This window comes from Allobosea sp. 10N428 (assembly GCF_056394545.1).
Window position 1 is genome coordinate 26134 of the sequence record NZ_JBFTIC010000003.1, and the last position, 23264, is coordinate 49397.

Genomic DNA, 23264 nt, shown 5'->3' on the forward strand with positions numbered 1-23264 from the left:
CCGACGCCGCATCCTTCAAGTCAATGACGGCGGCCGGCGCGCGGGCGCGCTAGCATTCCCTTGGTGACGCTGGGTTATCGCCCGGATAAACTCGCCATGCCTGCCTTCGAGTGAGCGAGACCGGAATGTCGTGGTACAGCAAGGTCGTCTGGTCGGAGGGGCTGTTCCTTAGGCCGCATCACTTCCAGCAGAGCGATCGTTACCTCGAGAATTTGCTGGAAAGCCGCGTCAGGACCATCACGCCCTATCCATGGGGCTTCTCGGCGCTGGAGATCGACCGCGACCTCGCCCAGCAGAGCCGCGTCGGCCTGCGCCGCGCGGTCGGCGTGATGCCGGACGGCACGCCCTTCGCCATGCCGGACAACAGCCCGCTTCCGGCCGCGATCGAGGTGCCGGAGAACGCCGCCGGCCAGCTCGTCTGGCTCTCGCTGCCGCTCGCCGCCGCCAATACGCGCGAGGTCGAGGATGCCTTGAACGGCTCGGCCAGCCGCTATGTCCCGGCGAACGAGATGCTGATCGATTCCACCGCCTCGCTGCGGACCGAGGAGGAGATCGACGTCGCCCATCCGCGCCTGACGCTGGAGCTGCGCAAGACGTCCAAGGCCGGTTATGTCGGCCTGGCGCTCGGCCGCATCCTCGAAGTGCGCGACCGCGCCGTGCTCTTCGATGAGAAATTCGCCCCGCCGGTGCTGATCTGCTCGGCCTATCCGGTGATCGAGGGCTGGCTCGACCGTGTCATCGGCTGGATCGACAACAAGCTGGAGGAACTCGCCCGCTACGCCGCCGACCCGACCGCCGGCGGCGGCCTGCAGAGCGCCGACTACTTCGTGCTCCAGCTTCTCAATCGCAATATCCCGGTGCTCAGGCATATGCGCCGCTCGCGCTTCGTCCATCCCGAGCGGCTGTTCACGACCTTCCTCGCGCTGGCCGGCGAACTGGCGACCTTCACCACGGCCGAGCGCCGCGCCCGCGACTACCCGGCCTATGATCACGACGACCTGGAGAACTGCTTTGCTCCGGTGGTGCGCGACATCCAGGACTTCCTCTCGGCCAATCTCGGCCGCCGCGCCATCCGGCTGGAGATCGTCGAACGCGCGCAGAACGCCTTCATGTCGACGATCCGCGACCGCAGCCTCGTGCGCAACGCGACGCTGGTGCTGGAAGTCGCGGCGCGCCGACCGCTGACCGAGATCCAGGCGCAGTTCCCGCAGCTCTTCAAGGTCGGCCCCAACACCAAGATGAACGAGATCGTCCATGCCCATCTGCCGGGCATCAACCTCGTCCATCTGCCGACGCCGCCGCCACAGATCCGCGCGCTCACGGATCATGTATACTTCTACCTCGACCGCACCTCGCCGCTCTGGCCGGAGTTCAGTACGGCGAGTTCGATCGGCATGCATTTTTCCGGTGACTGGCCCGATCTCGAGCTCGAGCTCTGGGCCGTTCTGGAGGGCAGGCGATGAGCAACGACGGTTCGTCCGACCCGTTCGGCCGTTCCGAGCGGACCATCATCCGGCCGAACCCCGGCGGGCGCCGCGCGCCCCTGCCGCCCGCTCCTGCCGCGCCCGCGCCGGGCCCGCCGCCGGCACCCCAGCCCTATCAGCCGCCGCAACTGCCCTCGCCCGGCGTGCCCGGCGGCGGCGACGAGTGGATGTCGCAGCCGGCGCCGATCCCGCAGCGCCCACAGGCGCCGGCGCCTTCGGGTAGCGAACAGGCCCTGCCGCGCCGCGAGCAGTTGCTGACGCCCAACGCCAATCCGCTGCTGCGCGCCGCAGGCCCGCTGCTGCTTCTGCTCGGACGAATGCGGGCGAACCTCTCCAACGCGCCCTTCGCCCAGCTCCTCGGCCAGGTCGGCGATTCCATCGAGGCCTTCGAGCATGAGGTCCGGGCCGCCGGTGTTTCGGCCGAGACGGCGCAGACCGCGAAATATGTGCTGGCTGCAACCGCCGACGACATCGTCCAGAACATCCCCGGCGACGACCGCCACGTCTGGACGCAGTACAGCATGCTCTCGCGTTTCTTCGGCGAGCGTATCGGCGGCGTGCGCTTCTTCGAGATGCTCGACAAGGCCAAGGCCGATCCGTCGGTCAATTACGACCTGCTGGAACTGATGCATGCCTGCCTGGCGCTGGGTTTCCAGGGTATCCATCGGACGTCCTCGGGCGGCGCCAACAACCTGCAGATGATCCAGCGCAACCTCTTCGAGACACTGCGCCGGGTGAAGCAGCCCGATCCCGAGCTCTCGCCACGCTGGCGGGGACAGGCGATCGCAGCGACCGTGGCGGGCTTCAAGATCCCGGTCTGGTCGGTGGCGGCGATCGCGGCCGTCGCCCTGCTCGGCGTCTATTTCGTCTTCCGCGCCCTGCTCTCCGGCAATGCCGAGGCGGCCTCGACCGCCCTGCTCTCGGTCCATCCGACCGGCGAAGTCGGGATCATACGCAAGGTCTTCTCGGCCCCGCCGCCTCCCCCGCCACCGCCGCCGCAGCCTCCCAAGGTTTGCGCCGCGGTGCAGCCGCCGATCGTCTGCCTGGTGACGCCGAACGTCGTCATCGTCCGCCTGACCGGCATCACCCTGTTCGAGCCCGGACAGGCTGCCGTGCGCGCCGAGTTCCAGCCCTTGATCGAGCGCATCGCCGCCGTGCTGGAGCAGGAGGGCGGCGCGGTGAAGGTCGTCGGCCACACCGACAACGTGCCGATCCGCACCGCCCGCTTCCCGTCGAATGTCGAACTCTCGCAGGCCCGCGCCAAGGCGGTCGGCGACACGCTGACAACCAAGCTCAGCAAGCCCGACCGCATCGGCTTCGAGGGCAAGGGCGCGGACACGCCGATCGCGCCGAATGCCACCCCCGCCGGCCGTGCCCAGAACCGGCGCGTCGAAATCCTGATCCAGCGTCAGAACTAGGGAGGCAGGACAATGAATCTCGCCACCTGGCTCCGCATCCTCGCCATCCTGATCGGCGCGCTCGCGCTTGCAGCGCTGATCTGGTTCGGCGGCCCCTTCCTCGCCTTCGGCGAGGTCAGGCCCTTCGAGTCCTCCTGGGTCCGGATGCCGATCGCCGTGCTGCTGCTCGTCGGCGCGCTCGCTTGGATCGCCGTCATCGTCATCCGCCGCCGCAAGGCCACCGCGGCGCTGATCGAGGCGCTGGAAAAGGAGGAGACGACCGGCGACGGCGCTGCCCTCTCCAGTGCGATGAAGGATGCGCTCGCGACGCTGAAGAGCGCGCGCGGCAAGGGCGGGGACTATCTCTACGACCTGCCATGGTACGTCATCATCGGGCCGCCCGGCGCCGGCAAGACGACGGCGCTGGTCAATTCGGGGCTCAAATTCCCGTTGGCACGCGGCGCGACGCCGGCCGCCGTCGCCGGGTCCGGCGGCACGCGCTATTGCGACTGGTGGTTCGCCGAGGATGCGGTGCTGATCGACACCGCCGGCCGCTACACCACGCAGGACACCGACACCAAGGCCGAGAAGACGAGCTGGTTCGCCTTCCTCGACCTGCTCAAGACCAACCGCCCGCGCCAGCCAATCAACGGCGTGCTTGTGGCGATCAGCGTCGAGGACCTGCTGACCTCATCGCCGGAAGAGATCGCCGCCCATGCCGACGCGATCCGCGCCCGCCTGCTCGAACTGCACGAGCGCCTGAAGGTCGATTTCCCGGTCTATGCCGTCTTCACCAAGGCCGACCTGATCGCCGGCTTCAACGAGTTCTTCGGCGCTCTGACCGAGCCACAGCGGCGCATGGTCTGGGGCCACACCTTCCAGACCGCCGACAAGACCCGCAACATGATCGGTGATGTGCCGCCGGAATACGACGCGCTGATCGAGCGATTGAACGAGCGCCTGCCCGACCGTTTGCAGGACGAGCACAACCCGACCTCGCGCGCCCAGATCTTCGGCTTCCCGAGCCAGATGGCGACGCTGAAACGCTCGATCGTCGACTTCCTCACCCGCGTCTTCGAGCCGACGCGCTACCACGCCAATGCCACGCTGCGCGGCTTCTACTTCACCTCGGGCACGCAAGAGGGCACGCCGATCGACCAGCTGATCGGCGCGCTCTCGCGCAATTTCGGCTCTGATCATGCCGGCGCGGCCGCCTTCTCCGGCAAGGGCAAGAGCTATTTCCTGACCGAGCTGATCCAGAAGGTGGTGATCGGCGAATCCGGCTGGGTCTCGACCGATCTCGGCGCCGCCCGCCGCTCGACCGCGCTGCGCATCGCCGGCTTCGCGACGGTCGCGCTTCTCTCGCTCGCCGCTCTCGGCCTGTGGTGGGCCAGCTTCTCCCGCAACAGCGACTTGATCACCGCGACCAATTACGGCCTCTCGGATTATCGCAGCGCCGCCGCGCCTGTGCTGCAGGAAACCACGATCTCCGACCGCAATTTCAGCCGCATCCTGCCGCTGCTGCACAAGCTCAGGAATATGCCGGCCGGCTATGCGACGCAGGACGAGCCGACGCCGACGCTCGCCACCTTCGGGCTCAGCCAGCGCGAGCGCCTGCAGAACGCGGCCGAGATCACCTATCAGCAGGCGCTGGAGCGGATGCTGCGACCGCGCATCATCTTCCGCCTGGAGGAGCAGCTCGAGCAGCAGGCCAACAATCCCGGCTTCGTCTACGAGGCGCTCAAGGTCTACATGATGATCGGCGGCCAGGCGAAGCTGGACCGCGACCTCGTCACCTCCTGGATGCGGCTCGACTGGGCCGAGAACCTCTTCCCCGGCCCCGCAAACGCCAAGGGCCGCGAGGCGCTGGAGGAACACCTGACCGCCATGCTCGATCTCGACGAGGGCGACACCGAGTCGATGGTCAAGCTCAACCAGTCGCTGATCGAGCAGAGCCAGCGCACCTTGCGCCGCCTCAGCATCGCCGAGCGCGCCTATGAACTGCTCAGGACGCAGGCCCGCAGCGACAGCGCGAAAGACTGGGTCGTCTCGCAGCGCGGCGGCTCCGACGTCCGCTTGGTCTTCGAAGGCGTCAGCGGCGAGGATCTCGACCAGATCCGCGTGCCCTATTTCTATACCTATGACGGCTTCCAGAACGCCTTCATCGGCCGGCTCGGCGATATCGGCGACCGCATCGAGAAGGAGCGCTGGGTGCTGGGCGAGAATGTCGACCAGCAGGCGATCACCGCCCAATATGCCACGCTGTTCCAGGACCTGATGAAGCTCTACAGCCGCGACTATGTCGCGACCTGGCAGAAGACGCTGCGGCGGTTGAAGCTGCGACCGCTCAACGCCGACAAGCCGCGCTATGTCGCGCTCAGCGCCATCTCGGCCGCGACCTCGCCCTTCAAGCAGCTCCTCGAATCGCTGCGCGACGAGACCCAGCTCACCAAGGAGCGCCCGAACGCGAAGAAGGCCGTGGCGCAGACGGCCGCAAAAAACGTGGCGCAGTCCCTCGACGAGCGCGCCAGCCAGGCGCTGGGTCGGCTCGGCACCAACCTGCCGATGGCGTCCGCCAGCGTCGATCGCGTGCTCGCCGGTGGCAATGACGTCTCGCTCGGCGCCGATATCGAGAGCCAGTTCAAGCCCTATCACGTCCTGGTCGACGGCGATCTCGGGCGCCGGCCGGTGGACCAGCTCCTCCAGACCTTCTCGGAGATCAGCCAGAACCTCGCCATCGCCGCGACCAACCCGGCGCAGTCGGCGGCGGCCAATGCGGCGCTCGTCCCGCTGATCGCGACCCTGCGCGCCAATTCCTCGCGGTACCCCGCCCCCTTCGACGGCATGATCAGCCAGGCGGTGAACGATTTCGAGGGCGATGCCAGCGGCGCCACCGTCGCGCTGCTCAGGCAGGCTTTGGCCGAGCAGGTCACCGGCGTCTGCAACGAGATCGTCACCAACCGCTATCCCTTCACCAAGGCCAGCACCCGCGACGTGCCGCTCGCCGATTTCGCCCGGCTCTTCGCGCCCGGCCAGATCATGGACAAGTTCTACAAGGAGCGGCTGGAGCCCTTCGTCGACACCTCCAAGCCGCAATGGAGCTGGCGCGTCGACAGCCGCATCGCCCGCGCCCTTTCGCCGACGACGCTGCGCGAATTCCAGCGTGCCGGCGAAATCAAGGAGGCCTTCTTCCCGACGGGCGGCAACCTGCCCTCCTTCCAGATGGTGGTGACACCGACGGCGCTCTCGGCCGATGCCTCCAGCGCCAAGCTCGAGATCAACGGCTTCACCGTGACCAGCCAGCAGGGCGTCAACACGCCGGCCCCGGTGATGTGGCCGGGCGGCGGCGTCGGCAAGACGTCGGTGACGCTGACGCTCGGCGGCGGCAGCAACAATTCCGGCGGCATGTTCGGTGGCGCCTTCTTCTCCTCCGGCCAGCAAGGCGGCACGCAAGGCGAGGCCAAGCTCTTCGAGAAGGATGGCACTTGGTCCTTCTTCCGCCTGCTCGATACCGGCTCGGTGCTGAAGCAGGGCGACAATGTCGGCTTCACGCTCGCTGCCGGCGGCCGGCAGGTCGGCTATTCCTTCGGCGTCGGCTCGCTCAAGAACCCGCTGATCCTGCCGGCGCTGCGGGAAATCCGCTGCCCTTCGGGGATCTGACAGGGTGACCTGCGGCCTCTTCGGCAAGCTCCCGGCCAAGCGCGATTTCATTGCGCTGAACGCTCCCTCCGGCTTTCTCGCGACTTACGAGAAATGGCTGCAAGGCGGCCTGACGGCGAGCCGTCTCGAACTCGGCAATCGCTGGCAGGACGCCTATCTCAACGCACCGATCTGGCGATTCTGGCTCGGCGGCGCCCATGGCGGGCAGACGGTGGCGGGCGCCTTCATGCCCTCCGTCGACGGCGTCGGACGCTATTTCCCGCTGACCGTCCTCGCCGCCGCCAGCCCCGGTGCCGCCATCCCGCCCCCGGAGCTCGACCCGCAGGACCAATGGTTCGAGGCGGTCGAGGATTTCCTGCTGCAGGCGCTCGATCCAGGTGCCAGCTACGAAGCCGTGGCGCAGCGGCTGACCGCCCTGCCCGTCCCACATGACCACCTCCTCGCCGCCCCGCCGCAGGACATGGTGCGCCTCTCGGACGGCACCATCGTCAGCGCCGCGACAGCGTCGGGCTTCCCGGAGCGGCTGGCGGCGCTACGCGTCGAGGACCACGCCCGGGCCTATGCCCATGCCTGCTATCTCTGGACGGTAGGCGGGCCGAATTTCGAGCCGCTGGCGCTGACGGGACAGTCCCTGCCCGACCCCTATCTGTTTTCAGGCTTGCTGACCGGCCGCTTCGATGCCCATCTCCAACCCGAGCGCATCGACTCATGAGGGTTGCGCCATGATCGACACCCCGCGCGAGGCCCCCGATTTCGAGACCGGCTGCATCAGCCACACCGGCAAGGTGCGCAAGGCCAACGAAGACAACTTCATCCTCCGCCCCGAAATCGGCCTCTGGGCCGTGGCTGATGGCATGGGCGGCCACGAAAATGGCGCGCTCGCCAGCGCGACCGTGGTCGGGGCGCTGGAAGCGGTCGGAACGGCCAGCTCGGCGCCCGATCTGCTCGCCATGCTGGAAGGCAGCGTGCTCAAGGCCAACCAGACCCTTCGCGAAGAGATCCATCGGCGCGGAGCGACAATGGGCACAACCCTTGTCGCGCTGCTCATCCACCACAGCCACTTCGCCTGCCTCTGGTCGGGCGATAGCCGGATCTACCTCGTCCGCGGCGGACATATCGCGCAGGTCTCGCGGGATCACACCGAGGTGCAGGACATGGTCGACCGTGGCCTGCTGACACCCGACGAAGCCAAGCGCTCGCCGCGCCGCCATGTCATCACCCATGCGATCGGCGTCCATGACCGCCCCGAGCTCGATCTGGAAAACGGCGAGATCGCCGATGGCGACGCCTTCGTCCTCTGCTCGGATGGCTTGACCGAGCATGTCGCCGACGGAGAGATCCTGCAGGCCGTAAAGGCCGGCGGGGCGCAGGCCGCCTGCGACGCCCTGCTCGCGCTGACGCTCGAACGTGGCGCGCACGACAACGTCACGATCGTCATCGTCCGCTATCGGCAGGGCACGCCAGAGAGGACCCTCTGGATGCCAAACCGGCGCGTGCAGGGCGCCGGCACGCCAGGGAGCACCACGCCATGAGCGATGACTCCGAGCGCACCGTCTTCGCGCCGCGCGCGAATGCCCGCATCGGCACGCGGCTCAATGGCATCTACGAGATCGAGAGCCTGATCGCGGTCGGCGGCATGGGCGAGGTCTATCGCGGCCGCGCCATCCAGACCGGCGACGCGGTCGCGATCAAGATGATTCGGCCCGACATGGCGCGCGACGAGGCCGTGATCGCCCTGTTCCGGCGCGAGGCCGCGGCCCTGCACAACCTCTATAACGAAGCGATCGTCCGCTATTACGTCTTCGCCATCGACCCCGCATCGGAGACGCCCTATCTGGCGATGGAATTCGTTGACGGCCAGCCGCTCTCCGAGCGCATCAAGGAGCGGCCGCTGACGCTGGAGGAAGCCGACATCCTGCGCCAGCGCGTCGCGCCGGGGCTGCATGCCGCCCATCGTCTCGGCATCGTCCACCGCGACATCTCGCCGGACAACATCATCCTGCCCGGCGGCGATCCCTCCCGTGCCAAGATCATCGATTTCGGCATCGCCCGTTCGAGCATCCTCGGCGAAGGCACGGTCATCGGCTCCGGCTTCGCCGGCAAATACAACTATGTCTCGCCCGAACAGCTCGGCCTTTACGGCGGCGAGATCACCGGTCGTTCGGACATGTATTCCTTCGCGCTGGTGCTGGCGCAGGCCGTGACCGGCCGCGCCGTCGATATGGGCGGCTCCCAGGTCGACATCCTCGACAAGCGCCGCCGCCTGCCCGATCTCTCGGGCGTCGATGCACGCCTGCGTCCGCTGCTCGCGCGCATGCTGGCGCCCGATCCGAAGGACCGCCCGGCCGACATGGCGGAGGTCGCGGCCTGGCACTCTCCTGCATCAGGAAAGAGGACCGCAGCCTCATCCGGCACAACCGGGAAGGCGCGCTCGCCGTTGGCGCTCGTCGCGGGCGTCGGGGTGCTGGCGTTGCTGGCGGGCGGCGGCTTCTATGCCAGGAGCACGCTGCGGGCCGACCAGGCGGCCCAGACGGCGCGACTGCAGCAGGCCGCCCCGCCTTCCCTGTCCGAGCAGCCGTCTTCGACCGCCGACGGCACCGCCGCCAGCAATAGCGTGCCACCTCTGGCGGAAGCTCCGGCTGTGCCGCCGCCGCAATCCGCAACCGCCGCCAGCACCATTACCCAGCCCCCTGCCGCACCGGCCCTTGCACCGCCTGCGACGCCACCGCCTGCCGCACCGCCGCCGCAGAATACTGGAACGCCGCAGACCGCAACCAACGTCGAAGCAGCGCGGCCTTTGCGCCCGCCCGCTGCCGAGCCTGCCGTCAAGCCGCCGCTGCCCGAGGCGAAGCCCGCCGAGAAGCCCCAAGCCACGGTCATGCCGCCCCCGCCTTCCATCCCGCCCGCGAATCCGCCGGCTTCGCAAGCCCAGCCAGCTATGGCCCGGGAGCCCGAGCCACGCACGCCCGCCGAACGCGTCGAGCGCTACGTTCGCGATTATGACGGCGGCCCCTGCTTCTTCCTCTGGCCGCAGGAGATCGGCGACCGCAGGGCGACGCTGGAAGGCTTCGGCAGCGCCGCGGCACCCTTCATCGCCTTCGACAACGCCTTCAAGGCCGCACAGGGCTTCGAGGCCCAGATCAACCTGCGCCCGGTCACCAGCGCTCAATGCCCGATGGTCGATTTCCTGCGCCAGCCCGGCATCGGGATCGATCGCAGCCCCCGCCTACAGATCGGCGCCTTCAACATGAAGAGCGGCGATGTCCTCAACGGCTCGGTCGATGCCGGTGGCGGCCAGAACCTCGATGTCGTGCTGATCGGCGACGACGGGCTGGTCTACAATCTCGAGAGCTTCATGAAGCGCGAAGGCGGCAAGGTCACCTTCAACCTCAAGCTCGAATCGACCGGCGGCGCGGCGCGCCCGCAGACCGTGCTCGCGCTCGTCAGCCAGGAGCCCCTGCCGGCGCTCTCCGGCCCCAACCCGGCGCCGGCCAGCGAATTCTTCGCCAATCTCAAGCTCGATTTGGCCCGGCAGACCGGCAAGCTCGGCCTCGCCATCAAGTATTTCCGAATCGAGTAGGTTCCGGGCGAAGCGTCATTCTCGGGCGGATCGAAGCGCAGACTCCAGAATCGCTTGCAGGAGATGCTCGGGTCGAGCCCGAGCGTGACGGAGCATGTCCGGCGCACCTCTCCGTCACTCCTCCCGATAGAGCACACCCCACTCGTCCTGCCAGATGCCGTCGGCATCCGCGACGACGATCGGCGCCCGCAGTTCGTTGGCGAGGCGGATCGCCGTGCGGAAGGCGTCTTTCGCCGACAATTCGTCACTGACGAAATCATTGACCAGATGCCCGGCCGCCAGCGCTGCCGGACAGAGCACCTGGCCGAACGCCTCGCCGCCGCGCTCGCTCAGGCTGAGCGTGATCGCATCGGCCTGCGGCGCGTCGACCTGCTCGAAACGGTTCGCCGGCATGAGCTTTCTCCTTTCGAGGCCTCCCGAGGTGGGAGGGAATGGCCGCAGGCGGGATCGCGCGCGGCGAAACACGTCATTTCTTCGGCTGCGGGCGCGCCAGCCCCGGCCCCATGCTCGGCCTGACCGCGCTGTAACGATCGAGCCTGACCTTGATCATGTCATTGAACTTCTTGTGGACCTCGGAGACCGAGAGCGTCTTGGTCTCGCCGCCGGCATCGGCATAGAAGATCGGCCGATTGGCCTGGGCGGGTTTGGGCAGCAGTTCCGCCGCCTTGACGCCCGGCGTCTCCTCCATCGTCTCGATGAAGGTCTGCGCCGCGTCCGGGCCGAGAAAGTGGATGAGGTAGATCTCGCCGCCGGTGAGATGGCGCCCCATGGCCCGCTCGAGCCGCAACGTGTCGCGCTTGAGCATCTCCGCGGCCAGCAGCGCCGAGATATAGGGCTCGCGCCGCATATCGAGGATGCGTTGGCGCTGCGCCCCGTCGGAGACGAAGAACTGCCGGCCGGAGCGCCCGATCAGCTTCGCTTCCGAAACGAGCCCGTGCTTGGCGCCGAATTCGGAGATCACGCCGAGCCAGGTCTGCTCGATGAATTGATAGAGCCCCGTCGCCGAGGAGGTCTGAGCCTTCACGGCCGTCGAGAAGGAGGATTCCTTGTCGGCCACCGCCATCAGCAATGTCGGATCGGCACCGGCAATCCTGCTCGCGCGCACGATCGTATCGACCAGATGCCGGCGGATCTTGATCGGCCCGAAGGTCAGGATCTGGTCGGGATCGCCGCTGGAAATCTGCGGTGGCGGTTGCGGGGCGCCGCTGGGCGTGACCGGCCCCGTCGGCGCGCCCTGCATCTTCGGGGGCACCAGCAGAATATTCGACGGCAGTTGCAGCTGATTGACCGGTACCTGCTGGGTCGGCTCATCCTCCTGCGGCTTGATCGCGGCCAACGACGGATCGTTGTCGAGCGCGAACTGAGCCGCCTGCCGGGCGCCCTCCAAATCCTGCTCGACCGAGGACAGGATGAGCGAAGGCCGGGCCGGGCCATCCTTAAGGGCGGGAGCATCCGTCGCCGCGACATCCTCCGTCGCGGCCTGCAACGGCCGCTCCGGCTGCTGCAAACGCACATAGGCGAGGCCGAGCACCGCTGCCGCGATACAGGCGATGCCGCCTCCCACGGCAGCGATCGCCACGCCTCGGGAAAGACCCTTCCTCGGCGCCGGAGCCTGGGCGGGTTCTCCTTCAGGCGAAAGAGACTTCTTCACTGCAAGCGCTGGCGAACCAACAGCCGAAGCAGGCGCCGAAACCGATGACTGCGCCTTTGCGGCCGGTCCGGTGGGCTTGGCAGAGCCCGCCTTCCCAAGCGATGCGATGACCGGCGGTGCTGCTGGCTGGGCGCGAACCAGCTTATCCATTGGCGAGCCCGTGCCATTGCTGACCGAGCGGCGCAGATTTGCGAACCAGGCCGCATCGCTGCGTTCGCCGAGCGCCGAAAGTTGGTCGACGAGCCGCTGCGCCGTCAGTTGCGGCACGCCCGCCTCCCGCGCGATCGCCGCAGCCGCACTGGCGCCGGGCTGCTCGGCCACGGTCTTCAAGGCGAAGAACCAGAGCTGCAGAGGCGTGCGCCGGCTCTCCATCGGCGTGCCGTCGGCGGGATGAATCAGGTAATGGCAGTGGTTGCAGGCGAAGCCCCGCAGCCTCAGTCGCATCTCGAACGAGGCACCGCGCCCACAGGCAGGGCAGGCCATGATCGTCCCGCCATGGCGCAGGCGCATCAGCTCGGCGAGGCAGGCCTCCTCCGGAAACAGCGCCTGGAATTGCCGGAAGCGCTCGCTCATCCCGATGGTCCGCGCCTCATCGTCCGTGACGCAAGGTTACGCCCGGTATCGCGGGGCAACAATCCTCAAGCGCGCAGCAATGCGAGGCGGGCGACATCCTTCAAATGCATTGCCACCTCCGCCGCCGTCGCCCGCTCCGGCAGGTTGGTGACCGCGATGCCGGCAGCCCTGGTCTCGGCCAGGAAGGCGTTGATGTCGTCGAGCAGCATGCGCTGGTCACGCGAGCCGTCGAGCAGACTGACGAACTTTCTGACGACGAGGCTGTCGAGCTGCACGGTGCGGTGGCGCAGATCCGTGACCTCCAGGGCGCTCGACGCCTGCCAGCGCGCGATGTCGCTGGCGGCGGGCTTCTCGCTGATCTCCGTCGTCAGCGCCGGCGGTTCCAGCCGGATGTCGAGCAGCCCCGCCTTGAAGATGGCGATCAGCGCCTCGTCCAGCCGCTCCACCTCGTGATCGAGATCGGGACCGAGTTCGCCGGCCGCCTCGCGGCAGGAGCGCGCGACCAGCTCCTCCCAGGCGATGCTGGCCGGCCAGATCGCGCTCATGACGCCGAGCGCCGCCTTGCAAAGCGGCAGATCGACCGAAAGCCGCACGCCCTCGTCGAACTCGAAACGCTCGACGCCCGGCCTTGCCTCCTCCGTCGCCTGCTGGGCCACCCGCGCATTGGCCGCGAGGTAGTAAGACCGCAGCGCATCGGCGCGGATGCCACGCCGCAAGGGCAGCTCGGTGCGGCAGAGCAGCGTCTCGCGGAAGGCGCGGCCGATCAGCAGGTCGAGCATCTGCTCGCGCAGCGCCGCCTCCTCGATCGGGATTTGCGCCAGGAGCTGCTGGGCAGGCCCCTTGGCGGCTCCATAGAGGTTCGGGAACGACGCTTCCGCCAGAAATTGCAGCCCATGCCGCCCGGCGGCGGAAAGGACCTCGTGCAGCGCAAAAGCCCGCGCCCCGGCGTTCAGGTCGTCATGATAGAAGACATTGTCAGGCAGCTCGTCGATCTGCTTCAGGCGCTGGCGCAGCGCCGCGCCATGATAGCTGTCGGGATCGCTGGCTTCGGCGACGTCCTTGAGCGCCGCGCGCGCCACCCGCACCCGCTCGCGCGGCTCGTCGATATCGCGGACCGCATAAAGCATGACATCCCGCGCCAGATCGCGCAGGCGGCAGCCCGGCAGCGCGTTGTAGCTGACATAGGCGACGCCTTGCGGCGCCAGCAGTTCGCCGAACAGCGCGACGATCCGCTCCCGCACCGGATCGGGCACCCAGGAATAGACGCCATGGACGATGATGTAATCGAAGCGCCCTAGGTCGGCTGTCAGCTCCAGGATGTCCTCCTGCCGGAACGTGACATTCGACAGGCCGAGCTCTGCTGCATTGGCGTTCGCCTGCCGGATCGAATCCCCGCTGAGGTCGATGCCGAGGAATCGGCTCCGCGGATATTGCGCCGCCATCGGGATCAGGTTGCCGCCCCGCCCGCAGCCCAGTTCCAGCACGCGCATCTCCGATGGCAACGCCGGACTCATGCCGTGGAAATGCGCGATGGTCGCCAGCCTGGCCGGATGGGTCTGCGAGAATGAATGGCCGGGATAGGCCACCGCATCATAGGGGTTGATCGCTGAAGCGTTCGTCATGGCCGCTCGCCCGGCTGCATTCCGCCCATTCCAGCCCAGCCGCCTTTCGGATGCCTCATCCATTTGAAGGAGCGGCCAAGCCATCGGCGGCGGGCCTGCGGCGCGGCACGGCAGCCAAGAAGCCAATTCGACCCCGAGGGCTGGCACGAAGCTGAGTCGAAGCCTCAGAACATCGGTGCAAGCAAAGGCAGATCATGCCGATTTGAGTTCGGCCGGCCATGGGCGATATCAGAGGGCGGCTGCAACTTCGGCTTCTGCAAAGCGACCGGACTGACTAGGCTGTCGGGACACGTCCATCCCTTCCGGGTCCATCGATGCGCAGCCAGAAGATCATCCATGTCGTCGGCTGCCACGCCGCGGGCGAGGTCGGAGACGTCATCGTCGGCGGCGTGCGGCCTCCGCCGGGCGACACGATCTGGGAACAGTCGCGCTTCATCGCGTCCGACGAAACCTTGCGGAACTTCATGCTCAACGAGCCGCGCGGCGGCGTCTTCCGTCATGTGAACCTACTCGTTCCGCCCAAAGACGCGCGCGCCCAGATGGGCTGGATCATCATGGAGCCGGCCGACACGCCGCCGATGTCGGGCTCCAACGCGATCTGCGTCGCGACCGTGCTGCTCGATACCGGCATCCTGCCGATGCGGGAGCCGCACACCGACATCGTGCTGGAGGCGCCGGCCGGGCTGATCGAGATCCGCGCCACCTGCCGCAATGGCAAGGCCGAGGCGATCAGCCTGCGCAACGTGCCCTCCTTCGCCGCGCGCCTCGACGCGACCATCGAGGTCGCCGGCCTCGGCACGCTTACCGTGGACATCGCCTATGGCGGGGACAGCTTCGTCATCGTCGACGCAGCGCGCCTCGGCTTCGCGCTCGCTCCCGACGAAGCCCGCGAGATCGCCGAGACCGGCATGAAGATCACCCGCGCAGCCAACGAGCAGCTCGGCTTCACCCATCCGGGCGATACGGCGTGGGATCACATTTCCTTCTGCCAGTTCGCCGCCCCGGTCGAACGCATCGATGGCCTCCTGACCGGCCGCAATGCGGTGGCGATCCGCCCCGGGAAGATCGACCGCTCGCCGACCGGCACAGGCTGCTCGGCGCGGATGGCCGTGCTCCATGCGCGCGGACAATTGGGCGTCGGCGAGCCCTTCGCCGGTTTGTCGATCATCGGCTCCCGCTTCGACTGCGCAATCGAGAGCCTGACGCGCATCGGCGATACACCGGCGATCGTCCCGCGAATCACCGGCAGCGCATGGGTGACCGGCACCTCCCAGCTCATGCTTGATCCCGACGACCCCTGGCCCGCCGGCTATCGCCTGTCCGATACCTGGCCGAAACTCTGACAGACGGATGTTCCAGCTCCGAAACGGCGCAGCGGCCCTTGACACCTGCCGGTGCGATGGGGAATTTGGCGGCCGATGCGGGTGTAGCTCAATGGTAGAGCAGCAGCCTTGATGCGCCACCTCCAAAAACGTTCAGGCTGACGAGGTGGCCAGATTTGGGCTAGCAGCGCTGTCGGGGGTTTGATAAGGCGTCTGAGACGCGCGGGCGTAGCTTAGTGGTAAAGCACTAGCCTTCCAAGCTAGCTATGAGGGTTCGATTCCCTCCGCCCGCTCCATCATTCTCTGGCAATCTCATCACTTGTCTGAACAGTAAGGTGGCTCGTGCGATGGCGGGCCGGCGCGCCCTCAATAGCGCCGTAGCCGGCCCGACTTCGTGCCAACCACCGGATCCAGCTTGGCTTCAGACTGCCCATCCGATGGTTCGGCAGCTTGAGGATTCGATCAACTATTTATGAATCGCGGCAACATGGCACGCCGCGAGCGTTCGAGTGAGTCTCGGCCGTGTCCCTGGATGAGCCCAACTATTGGCGGGCTTCACACCGGCATTTGGTAGCAAAGACCACCGAGGCCTCTTTAAGCATCTGACTTGGAAGGGTTTCCGCCTCCTCAGTGCGCCCAAGAAGTTCGGTGACGCGTGCCCGCCTCGCGCGACATCGACCGGCTCCTGAAAGGTAGGCGGGATCTCGCCCCTGAGCAGACGTTCCGAAGGTCGCAGAAGGGTAGGACCTGGCCATACTGACGCGGGCGGCACGTCGCGCCAGCGTCCACCCGTCGTCAGGATGTGAAGGATCCCGCTGATCACCCGCCGGTCATCGACGCTTGGCTTGCCTGGCTTGCGGCGGGGCAAATGCGGCCCATTTATACGGGCGTATCTCAATAGCGAGCGCGGGACCAAGTCCTGCACACTGCCTCTGGCGAACGGAGAAATATTAAATCCGAATTGGAGGTCGTCTATGAGCCAGGTACAAGTCGAGAAGAAAACCTATCAGATGCCGCCGCAGGATGGGTTTACCGTAGCGCACTTTCTTACCGTCGCCGACGTCGAGCGATCGCTGCGATTTTACGAAACGGTCTTCGGAGGTCGCATTCTGAGCAGAGGCGACAGCAGCGGCGCGCCGGGGTACATCCAGATCGCGAACACGTGGCTCCTCGTTAACCCCGGGGGCGGTCCGACACCCGACAAACCATCGGTAACGCTCAGTGTCCCCGCCAATCCCGATTTGGTCAGCAGCTTTATGAATATCCGCGTTGCAGATATTCAAGCGTGTTATGACCTTTGGCGAAGTCGAGGAGCCGAGTTCATCACGGAGCCAAAGCCCAAGTACGGCGAGACGCGCTGCTACATTCGCGATCCTGATGGCTATATTATAGAAGTTGGGCAAAGCAATCCGGGAGTTGCTTACGGCTGAACCGACGAGCTGATCGAATAACTCGCCACTTCCGCTATTGGCCTTTCGCGACATATTGCAGTGCCGCACGACCTCATTCGCTTTGTGAGCAAAGCAGGCATGGCCATCGTCGCGTCATGCAACCAAGTTTATGGGTACACGGCCTAAAGCCATACCGTGACGAAGGTCGGATTGGCGTGAATGTCAATCATCTCTAAGCGCCCAGGCCCCATGTTCTCGAAACGGTGGGGAGCGTTGGCCGGTGCCACGAGGATATCGCCTTCAGTGGCGATGATGACCTTGCCATCTATTGGCGTTGAGATAGGCACTTGAACATGGGCAGGGCGCATTACCGCCTTCCAAGCTGAATACCCGGGTTCGATTCCCGGTACCCGCTCCAACCCCCACCGTAATCTACGCCTGAGCCGGCCACGCATGGGTCCGGCGGTCCGACATGGGCCGAATTGGCCCGCGTGGCCATCGCGCGCCTTCTCCTGCGCCGAAGTCAAACCCGTTATGAAGCGCGGCCTTCGTGCTGACGAGGCCACGTAACTGCGGTCTCCAAAACGTCCGCTCCGCTTTGTCCTGGAGAGCTTTCCGCTCGGGCTGTGCGGGACGGCTGCAATTGCGCGGGGGCAACGGCGAGGGGCCGAGCTGCGGTCATGACGATGCGCTCGGCGTCAGACGGGCGTTCTTGTGCAGGTTTGTCCGGGTATCTCCGGTCCCGGGGTTACAGCTTCGTGACCCCGGCCTCTCGGGCCGCGCCCGGTCGAAGCAACCTTCATTGCTTCGGCGGCTAGCGCTCTTCGATGGCGAGCACCGCAAAGGTCGCGAGCCAATGCTCGCCCATATAATCGCCGGCGATATGCGGCAGCCCGGCTTCGAGATGCCGCCGCCCCGCATCCGCGATGATCGGCCGCCGTGCATCGCCCGCCGGCAACCCCGCGGCGAGCGCGCTCCAGCACCAGGCCCGGCTGAGATTCAGCCCGTCGAGATGCGCGATCTTGCCGTCGGTCCGGTCGCTCACAATGGCCGGCTTGAACAGAATAGCCGGCTCGCTCTGCGCGACATGCGGCAGGAAGCGTTCGAACCAGGGCAGGAAGCGTTCCGCCGGCAGCAGGCGGCGCATGCATTCCGCCTCGATCAGTGTCGAGGATTGGAAATCGTCTCCGCTGGGCTCGCCCCAGGCCGGGCAATCGACATCGGCGCCGTACCAGCGCAACGCCGTCTCGCGCAGCAGCGTCAAGAATGCCCCGTCCTCGGTCGCAGCCGCATAATCGGCCGCCATCCGAAGGCCAAAGGCGGTGTTGAAATGCGTGCCCACACGGACCGGATAGGTCGCGATCGGCAGGAAATCGCGGAAGCGCTGCGCGAAGGCCTCCGCCAGCGGAGCCATCGCCCTGCCCCAGCGCCCGTCATCGAGCCCCTTCAGCTCGGCCGCGAGCTTCAGGAGCCAGCCCCAGCCATAGGGTCGCTTGAAGCCGCGCGCCGTCGGCCTGGCGAGATAGCCACACTCGACCGCAATCTTCTCCGGGACGAGCTGCGCGTCGAACAGCGCGACGATATCGGCGGCGGCTTCCATCCCGGGGTAGCGCCGGAGCAGGCGTGCGAGCATCCAGTAGCTATGCACGCAGGAATGCCAGTCATAACTGCCATAGAACACCGGATGCAGATCGCTGGGCGTGAGCGCATCCTGCGGCCCGGCGAGCGTATGATCCGGCTTGTTCGGATATTCCCGGCGGACATGGCCGAGCGCGATCCGGGCGAAGCGAAGCGCAATCTCTTCGGTCAGGACGGGGGTGGTCATGGCTCGGCAGTCTCCGGTTCGGCGCGACGCATCGACGAGGTCGTGGGCCGTCCGCCGGAGACTGCTTCGGCGCGCTGGAAAGCGCCAGATGCGATCACTCGATCTTCACATTCGCCTTCTGCGCCACCTCGGCCCAGCGCTTCGTCTCCGAGGCGATATGGGCTGTGAACTGCTCCTGCGAAGAGCCGACCGGATCGACGCCGAGTTTCCTGAGCTGATCGATCACCGCCTGCTCGCGCATGATCGCCTGCGTCTCGGTCGAGAGTCTGGCGACGATCTCCTTCGGCACGGCGGACGGCGCGAAGAAGCCATGCCAGGAGCTGGCGTCATAGCCGGGAATGAACTCGGCCAGCGCCGGCATGTCCTTGGCGACCTCCAGCCGCTGCGGCGTTGCCGTCGCCAGAGCGCGTATCTTGCCGTCCTGCACATGCGGCCAGGCGATGGTGATGTTGTCGAAGGTGATCTGGATCTGGCCGGAGAGCAGATCCTGCGTCACCTGCCCGCTCGAACGATAGGGCACATGCGCCATATCGGTGCCGGTCGAGACCTTGAACAGCTCTGCCGCCATATGGGTCGAGGTGCCCGCCCCCGACGAGCCAAAGGAATATTTACCCGGGTTCTTCTTGAGCAGTTCGATCAGCTCGGGAACCGTCTTGGCCGGCAGGTCGATATTGACCATCAGGATGTTCGGCACGCTCGCGACCTGCGAGATCGGCGCGAAATCCTTGACGTGGTCGAAGGGCAGCTTGGCGTAGACGGCCGGGTTGATCGCATGGGTCGAGACCGTGCCCATGGTCAGCGTGTAGCCGTCCGCCGGCGCACGCGCGACGGCAGCAACGCCGGTGTTGCCGCCGGCGCCGGCCCGGTTCTCGACGATGAACTTGCCGCCGAGACGTGCGCCGAGCCGGTCGGCCAGGATACGGCCGAGCAGATCGGTCGTGCCGCCCGCCGCGAAGGGCACGACGATGGTGACCACCTTGCCGCCGGGATAGTCGCCCTGCGCGAAGGCGGGGCCTGCCGCGGCAAGACACGCCCCGGAAAGGCAGGCGGCGGCGATGATGGTTCTGCGCGTCATGCTCATCGGTTCGTCTCCCCGTAGCGGACAATTCCGCCTGCGCCTCATGACGGGCGCTTGCTCGATCGATAACACAGGATCACAGATTTGAAATCTGAAATTTCAGATTGCCGCACGTAACGCTTTGTGCTGTTTGGTGGGTCATGGCGCCAGGACTCGCAGCCGCGATGCAGCGGCCCGACACCGCACCTCGGAAGAACCATGTTGCAGCCTGCCGTCGAACCCGTAGCGCCCGATCTGCTGCGCTCCCTGCGCGAGCACGTGCATGAGCGCTTGCGCCGCGCCATCGTCGCCGGCCGCTTCCGCAATGGCGAACGTTTGAACGAGCGCCATCTCGCCGAGATGCTCGGCGTCAGCACGACGCCGGTGAAGGACGCGATCCGCAAGCTCGAAAGCGAGGGCTTGGTCCGCACCGAGGCGCGCCGCGGCGTCTTCGTCGAGTTCTCGCCCCGGCAGGCGCTGGAAATGGCGCTCGGCCGGGCCGCGCTCGAAAGCGTCATGGCCCATATCGCGGCGAACCACCTGACCGGGAGCCACGAGAGAGACCTTGCCCGGCTGATCGCCGAGATGGAGCAGGCGACCGAGCATGGCGACCTCGAGGATCTCGTCGCGCTCAACGAAACCTATCACCGCGCGATCCATCGCATCTCCGGCTGCACCTATCTGGAGCGCCGGCTCGACGGCCAGCGCATGTACGATCATGCCCAGCGCATTTCGCTGCATTCGGAGCTGGCCGAACGCCGCCGCGGCTTCGAGGAACACCGCAGCATCTACGAGGCGCTCCTGGCGCGCGATCCCGCGCTCGCCGAACTCAGGATGCGCCGCCACATCGTCCGCTCGGCGAAGGCCCATGTGCGGCTGGTCTTCGGCGCGGATCAGGAAGGACTGGACTATGACGAATGACAAGCTGCGCAGTGCGCTGCGCGGCATTTCCGGCGTCCACGTCACCGCCTGGAACGCGGATGGCGAAGCCGACTGGGCCCTGACGGGCAAAATCGTCCGGCGCATCGCCGAGGCCGGCATCCACAATATCGTCTCGGCCGGCAATACCGGCGAATTCTACCCGATGACAACAGCCGAGGTGGAGCGCTCGCATGCCGTCGCGGCGGAGGCGGCCGCCGGCAAGGCGCTGGTCACCGCCGGCATCGGCCGCTCCCTGCGCGAAGCCATCGCGACCGGAAAGCTGGCGGCGAAGGCCGGCTGCGACGCCGCGATGGTGCATCACCCGCTCGACCCTTTCGCCGCGCCGCAATCCCAGGCCGACTACATCCTCGCCATCGTCGAGGCACTGCCGATCCCGCTCGTCGCCTATATCCGCTCGGACGCGATCGGCGTGAAGGACCTGATCCGCGTCGCGACCCATCCGAACGTCGTCGGCGTGAAATTCGCCTCCAGCAACATGATGCTGCTCGCCGACTGCGTGCGCGAGACACTGGGCACCTCGGCCAACTGGATCTGCGGCCTCGCCGAAGGCTGGGCAGCGCCCTTCTATGCGCTCGGCGCCCGCGGCTTCACTTCGGGACTGATCAACGTCGCGCCGGAACGCTCGCTTGCCGTCTGGCGTGCGCTGGAAGCCGGCGACTACGCCACGGCGCGCCGCGAGGTCGACGCCATCGCGGGCTTCGAGAAGCTGCGCACCAAATACGGCAACGGCGCCAATGTCACGGTGGTGAAGGAGGCGCTCGGCCTGCTCGGCACCGATGTCGGCCCGGTCCGCCTGCCCGGCCTGCCGGAATTGAACGAGGGCGAGCGGGCGGAGCTGCGCGGCATCGTGTCGAGCTGGGGTGCAGCGAAGGCCGCGGCAGAGTGACAAACCGTCATTCTCGGGCGGAGCGGAACGCAGACCCGAGAATCTCATGACAAGATGACACTGGTTTCCGAGATGGTCGGGTCAAGTCCGACCATGACGCCAGTACCGCTTAGAACGACAAGAATTCGAGGAAGCGCCCATGTCCGCCCGCCCCCGCAAGACGCCCGAGACCCTGCGCAGCTGGCGCTGGTTCGGGGCGAGCGACCTGCGCTCCTTCGGGCATCGCTCGCGGGCTTTGCAGATGGGCTTTGCTCATGAGGAGTTCATGGGCAAGCCGGTGATCGGCATCATCAATACCTGGTCCGAGATCAACCCTTGCCACACCCATCTGCGCGACCGCGCCGAAGCGGTGAAGCGCGCGGTCTGGGCGGCCGGCGGTTTCCCGATCGAGATCCCGGTGATGTCGGTCTCGGAGCAGTACCAGAAGCCGACGACGATGCTCTATCGCAACTTCCTGGCGATGGAGACGGAGGAATCGATCCGCTCCCATCCGCTCGACGGCGCCGTGCTGCTCGGCGGCTGCGACAAGTCCACGCCGGCGCTGATCATGGGCGCCTGCAGCGCGGGGCTTCCCTTCATCTTCGTCCCGGCCGGGCCGATGCTGCGCGGCAACTGGGCCGGCAAGGTGCTGGGCTCGGGCGCGGATGTCTGGAAATACTGGGCCGAGAAGGAAGCCGGCAACATCACTGACGGTGAGTGGAAGGACATGGAGAGCGGCATCGCCCGCTCCTATGGCACCTGCATGGTGATGGGCACGGCCGCGACGATGATGAGCCATGCCGAGGTGCTCGGCCTCACCTTGCCCGGCGCCTCCGCTATCCCCGCCGCCGACGCCGCCCATCCGCGCATGGCCGCCGCCGCGGGAAAACGCATCGTCGAGATGGTCTGGGAAGACCTGACTCCGGACCAGATCCTGACCCGCAAGAGCTTCGAGAATGCGCTGACGGTGCATATGGCCGTCGCCGGCTCGACCAATGCGATCATCCATCTCGTCGCGATGGCCGGTCGCGCCGGCGTGCCGCTGACGCCTGATGATTTCGACGCCTTCTCGCGCACGGTCCCGGTCATCGCGAATTTGCGCCCCTCCGGCGATTTCCTGATGGAGGATTTCTTCTATGCCGGCGGCCTGCCGGCCCTACTGAAGCAGCTCGAGAGCAAGCTCCACACCGACGCGATGACAGTGACCGGCAAGCCGCTGGCGCAGACCATCGCGCTCGCCAACGTCTATGACGACAACGTCATCCGCCCGCTCGATCGCCCGGTCTCGACCGCGAATGGGCTTGCCGTGCTCAAGGGCAATCTCGCTCCCGATGGCTGCGTCATCAAGCCCTCGGCCGCCGAGCCGCGCCTGCTCAAGCACTCCGGCCCGGCCCTCATCTTCGAGGACTACGACGCGATGATGCGGGCCGTGAATGACGAGAACCTCGAAGTCACCGCCGATCACATCATGGTGCTGAAGAATTGCGGCCCGGTCGGCGGCCCCGGCATGCCGGAATGGGGCATGCTGCCGATCCCGAAAAAGCTCCTGAAGCAGGGCGTGCGCGACATGCTGCGCATCTCGGATGCCCGCATGTCCGGCACCAGCTACGGCGCCTGCATCCTGCATGTCGCGCCGGAAGCCTACATCAAGGGCCCGCTAGCCGCGGTGCAGACCGGCGACATCATCAGCGTCGATGTCGAGGCCCGCAGCATCTCTGTGAACCTCACGGACGCCGAGATCGCAGCCCGCCTCGCAATCTGGACGCCGCCCAACCGCGACTATCCGCGCGGCTGGGGCAAGATGTCCGCGGCCCATATCCGGCAGGCCGACAAGGGCTGCGACTTCGACTATCTCGAAGGCACCGCCAAGGTGGCGGAGCCGGAAATCCATTGAG

18 protein-coding genes and 1 tRNA gene are annotated in these 23264 nt (G+C 66.7%); 12 read left to right on the top strand and 7 right to left on the bottom strand.

Annotated elements, in window-relative coordinates; genetic code table 11:
* The first annotated feature begins 125 nt into the window (after positions 1 to 125).
* The 6 genes from tssK to AC1DDA_RS10375 are packed head-to-tail and all read left to right on the top strand — an operon-like array spanning position 126 to position 10121.
* Positions 126 to 1463, top strand: a complete 1338-nt coding sequence (gene tssK, locus AC1DDA_RS10350) for a type VI secretion system baseplate subunit TssK (protein ID WP_476795687.1) — start codon at positions 126 to 128, stop codon at positions 1461 to 1463.
* Positions 1460 to 2902: a type VI secretion system protein TssL, long form gene (gene tssL / locus AC1DDA_RS10355; RefSeq protein ID WP_476795688.1), complete on the top strand. Its 1443-nt coding sequence runs from the start codon at positions 1460 to 1462 to the stop codon at positions 2900 to 2902. Before tssK ends, tssL begins: the two co-directional genes overlap by 4 nt.
* A 12-nt stretch (positions 2903 to 2914) precedes the next feature.
* Positions 2915 to 6541 (top strand): type VI secretion system membrane subunit TssM, encoded by a 3627-nt coding sequence (gene tssM, locus AC1DDA_RS10360; RefSeq protein ID WP_476795689.1) that lies wholly within the window; start codon positions 2915 to 2917, stop codon positions 6539 to 6541.
* A 4-nt stretch (positions 6542 to 6545) separates the two neighbouring features.
* Complete coding sequence (gene tagF / locus AC1DDA_RS10365; protein ID WP_476795690.1) at positions 6546 to 7253, top strand: type VI secretion system-associated protein TagF; 708 nt, start codon at positions 6546 to 6548, stop codon at positions 7251 to 7253.
* Positions 7254 to 7263: 10 nt separating this feature from the next.
* Positions 7264 to 8073 carry a PP2C family protein-serine/threonine phosphatase gene (locus AC1DDA_RS10370; RefSeq protein WP_476795691.1) on the top strand — a complete coding sequence of 270 codons (810 nt, stop codon included), beginning with the start codon at positions 7264 to 7266 and terminating at the stop codon, positions 8071 to 8073.
* Positions 8070 to 10121 carry a serine/threonine-protein kinase gene (locus AC1DDA_RS10375; RefSeq protein ID WP_476795692.1) on the top strand — a complete coding sequence of 684 codons (2052 nt, stop codon included), beginning with the start codon at positions 8070 to 8072 and terminating at the stop codon, positions 10119 to 10121. Before AC1DDA_RS10370 ends, AC1DDA_RS10375 begins: the two co-directional genes overlap by 4 nt.
* Before the next feature lie 114 nt (positions 10122 to 10235).
* Here the strand turns inward: AC1DDA_RS10375 and AC1DDA_RS10380 are convergent, their stop codons facing one another.
* From AC1DDA_RS10380 to AC1DDA_RS10390, 3 genes are all read right to left on the bottom strand, one after another.
* Positions 10236 to 10514 carry a hypothetical protein gene (locus AC1DDA_RS10380; RefSeq protein ID WP_476795693.1) on the bottom strand — a complete coding sequence of 93 codons (279 nt, stop codon included), beginning with the start codon at positions 10512 to 10514 and terminating at the stop codon, positions 10236 to 10238.
* 73 nt (positions 10515 to 10587) lie between these two features.
* Positions 10588 to 12345, bottom strand: a complete 1758-nt coding sequence (locus tag AC1DDA_RS10385) for a transposase (RefSeq protein WP_476795694.1) — start codon at positions 12343 to 12345, stop codon at positions 10588 to 10590.
* Between the two features lie 65 nt (positions 12346 to 12410).
* The gene (locus AC1DDA_RS10390) at positions 12411 to 13967 is read right to left on the bottom strand and encodes a methyltransferase regulatory domain-containing protein (protein WP_476795695.1); all 1557 of its coding nucleotides are present in this window, start codon (positions 13965 to 13967) and stop codon (positions 12411 to 12413) included.
* Between the two features lie 314 nt (positions 13968 to 14281).
* Here AC1DDA_RS10390 and AC1DDA_RS10395 point away from each other — a divergent pair, with 314 nt between their 5' ends.
* Positions 14282 to 15310, top strand: a complete 1029-nt coding sequence (locus AC1DDA_RS10395; protein WP_476795696.1) for a trans-3-hydroxy-L-proline dehydratase — start codon at positions 14282 to 14284, stop codon at positions 15308 to 15310.
* Positions 15311 to 15511: 201 nt separating this feature from the next.
* Positions 15512 to 15585: transfer RNA gene (locus AC1DDA_RS10400), tRNA-Gly, on the top strand.
* A gap of 170 nt (positions 15586 to 15755) precedes the next feature.
* On the opposite strand, the gene AC1DDA_RS10405 is transcribed toward AC1DDA_RS10400, so the two are convergent.
* Positions 15756 to 16205, bottom strand: coding sequence for a transposase (locus tag AC1DDA_RS10405; RefSeq protein ID WP_476796183.1), 450 nt, complete (start codon positions 16203 to 16205; stop codon positions 15756 to 15758).
* A gap of 58 nt (positions 16206 to 16263) precedes the next feature.
* On the opposite strand from AC1DDA_RS10405, the gene AC1DDA_RS10410 reads away from it, so the two are divergent.
* A complete protein-coding gene (locus AC1DDA_RS10410; protein WP_476795697.1) occupies positions 16264 to 16719 on the top strand; it encodes a VOC family protein in 456 nt (151 codons plus the stop codon).
* A gap of 143 nt (positions 16720 to 16862) precedes the next feature.
* Here the strand turns inward: AC1DDA_RS10410 and AC1DDA_RS10415 are convergent, their stop codons facing one another.
* From AC1DDA_RS10415 to AC1DDA_RS10425, 3 genes are all read right to left on the bottom strand, one after another.
* The gene (locus AC1DDA_RS10415; protein WP_476795698.1) at positions 16863 to 17135 is read right to left on the bottom strand and encodes a cupin domain-containing protein; all 273 of its coding nucleotides are present in this window, start codon (positions 17133 to 17135) and stop codon (positions 16863 to 16865) included.
* A gap of 359 nt (positions 17136 to 17494) precedes the next feature.
* Entirely contained in the window at positions 17495 to 18505 is a 1011-nt protein-coding gene (locus tag AC1DDA_RS10420; protein WP_476795699.1) for a DUF2891 domain-containing protein, read from the bottom strand.
* Between the two features lie 94 nt (positions 18506 to 18599).
* Complete coding sequence (locus tag AC1DDA_RS10425; protein WP_476795700.1) at positions 18600 to 19586, bottom strand: Bug family tripartite tricarboxylate transporter substrate binding protein; 987 nt, start codon at positions 19584 to 19586, stop codon at positions 18600 to 18602.
* Positions 19587 to 19781: 195 nt separating this feature from the next.
* Between AC1DDA_RS10425 and AC1DDA_RS10430 the strand changes: the two genes are divergently transcribed.
* The 3 genes from AC1DDA_RS10430 (at position 19782) to araD (ending at position 23263) form a co-directional block, all read left to right on the top strand.
* Positions 19782 to 20483: a GntR family transcriptional regulator gene (locus AC1DDA_RS10430; protein ID WP_476795701.1), complete on the top strand. Its 702-nt coding sequence runs from the start codon at positions 19782 to 19784 to the stop codon at positions 20481 to 20483.
* Entirely contained in the window at positions 20473 to 21390 is a 918-nt protein-coding gene (locus tag AC1DDA_RS10435; protein WP_476795702.1) for a dihydrodipicolinate synthase family protein, read from the top strand. The genes AC1DDA_RS10430 and AC1DDA_RS10435 overlap by 11 nt, the downstream gene beginning before the upstream one ends.
* 139 nt (positions 21391 to 21529) lie before the next feature.
* Positions 21530 to 23263, top strand: coding sequence for an L-arabinonate dehydratase (gene araD / locus AC1DDA_RS10440; protein WP_476795703.1), 1734 nt, complete (start codon positions 21530 to 21532; stop codon positions 23261 to 23263).
* Position 23264: the final 1 nt, after the last annotated feature.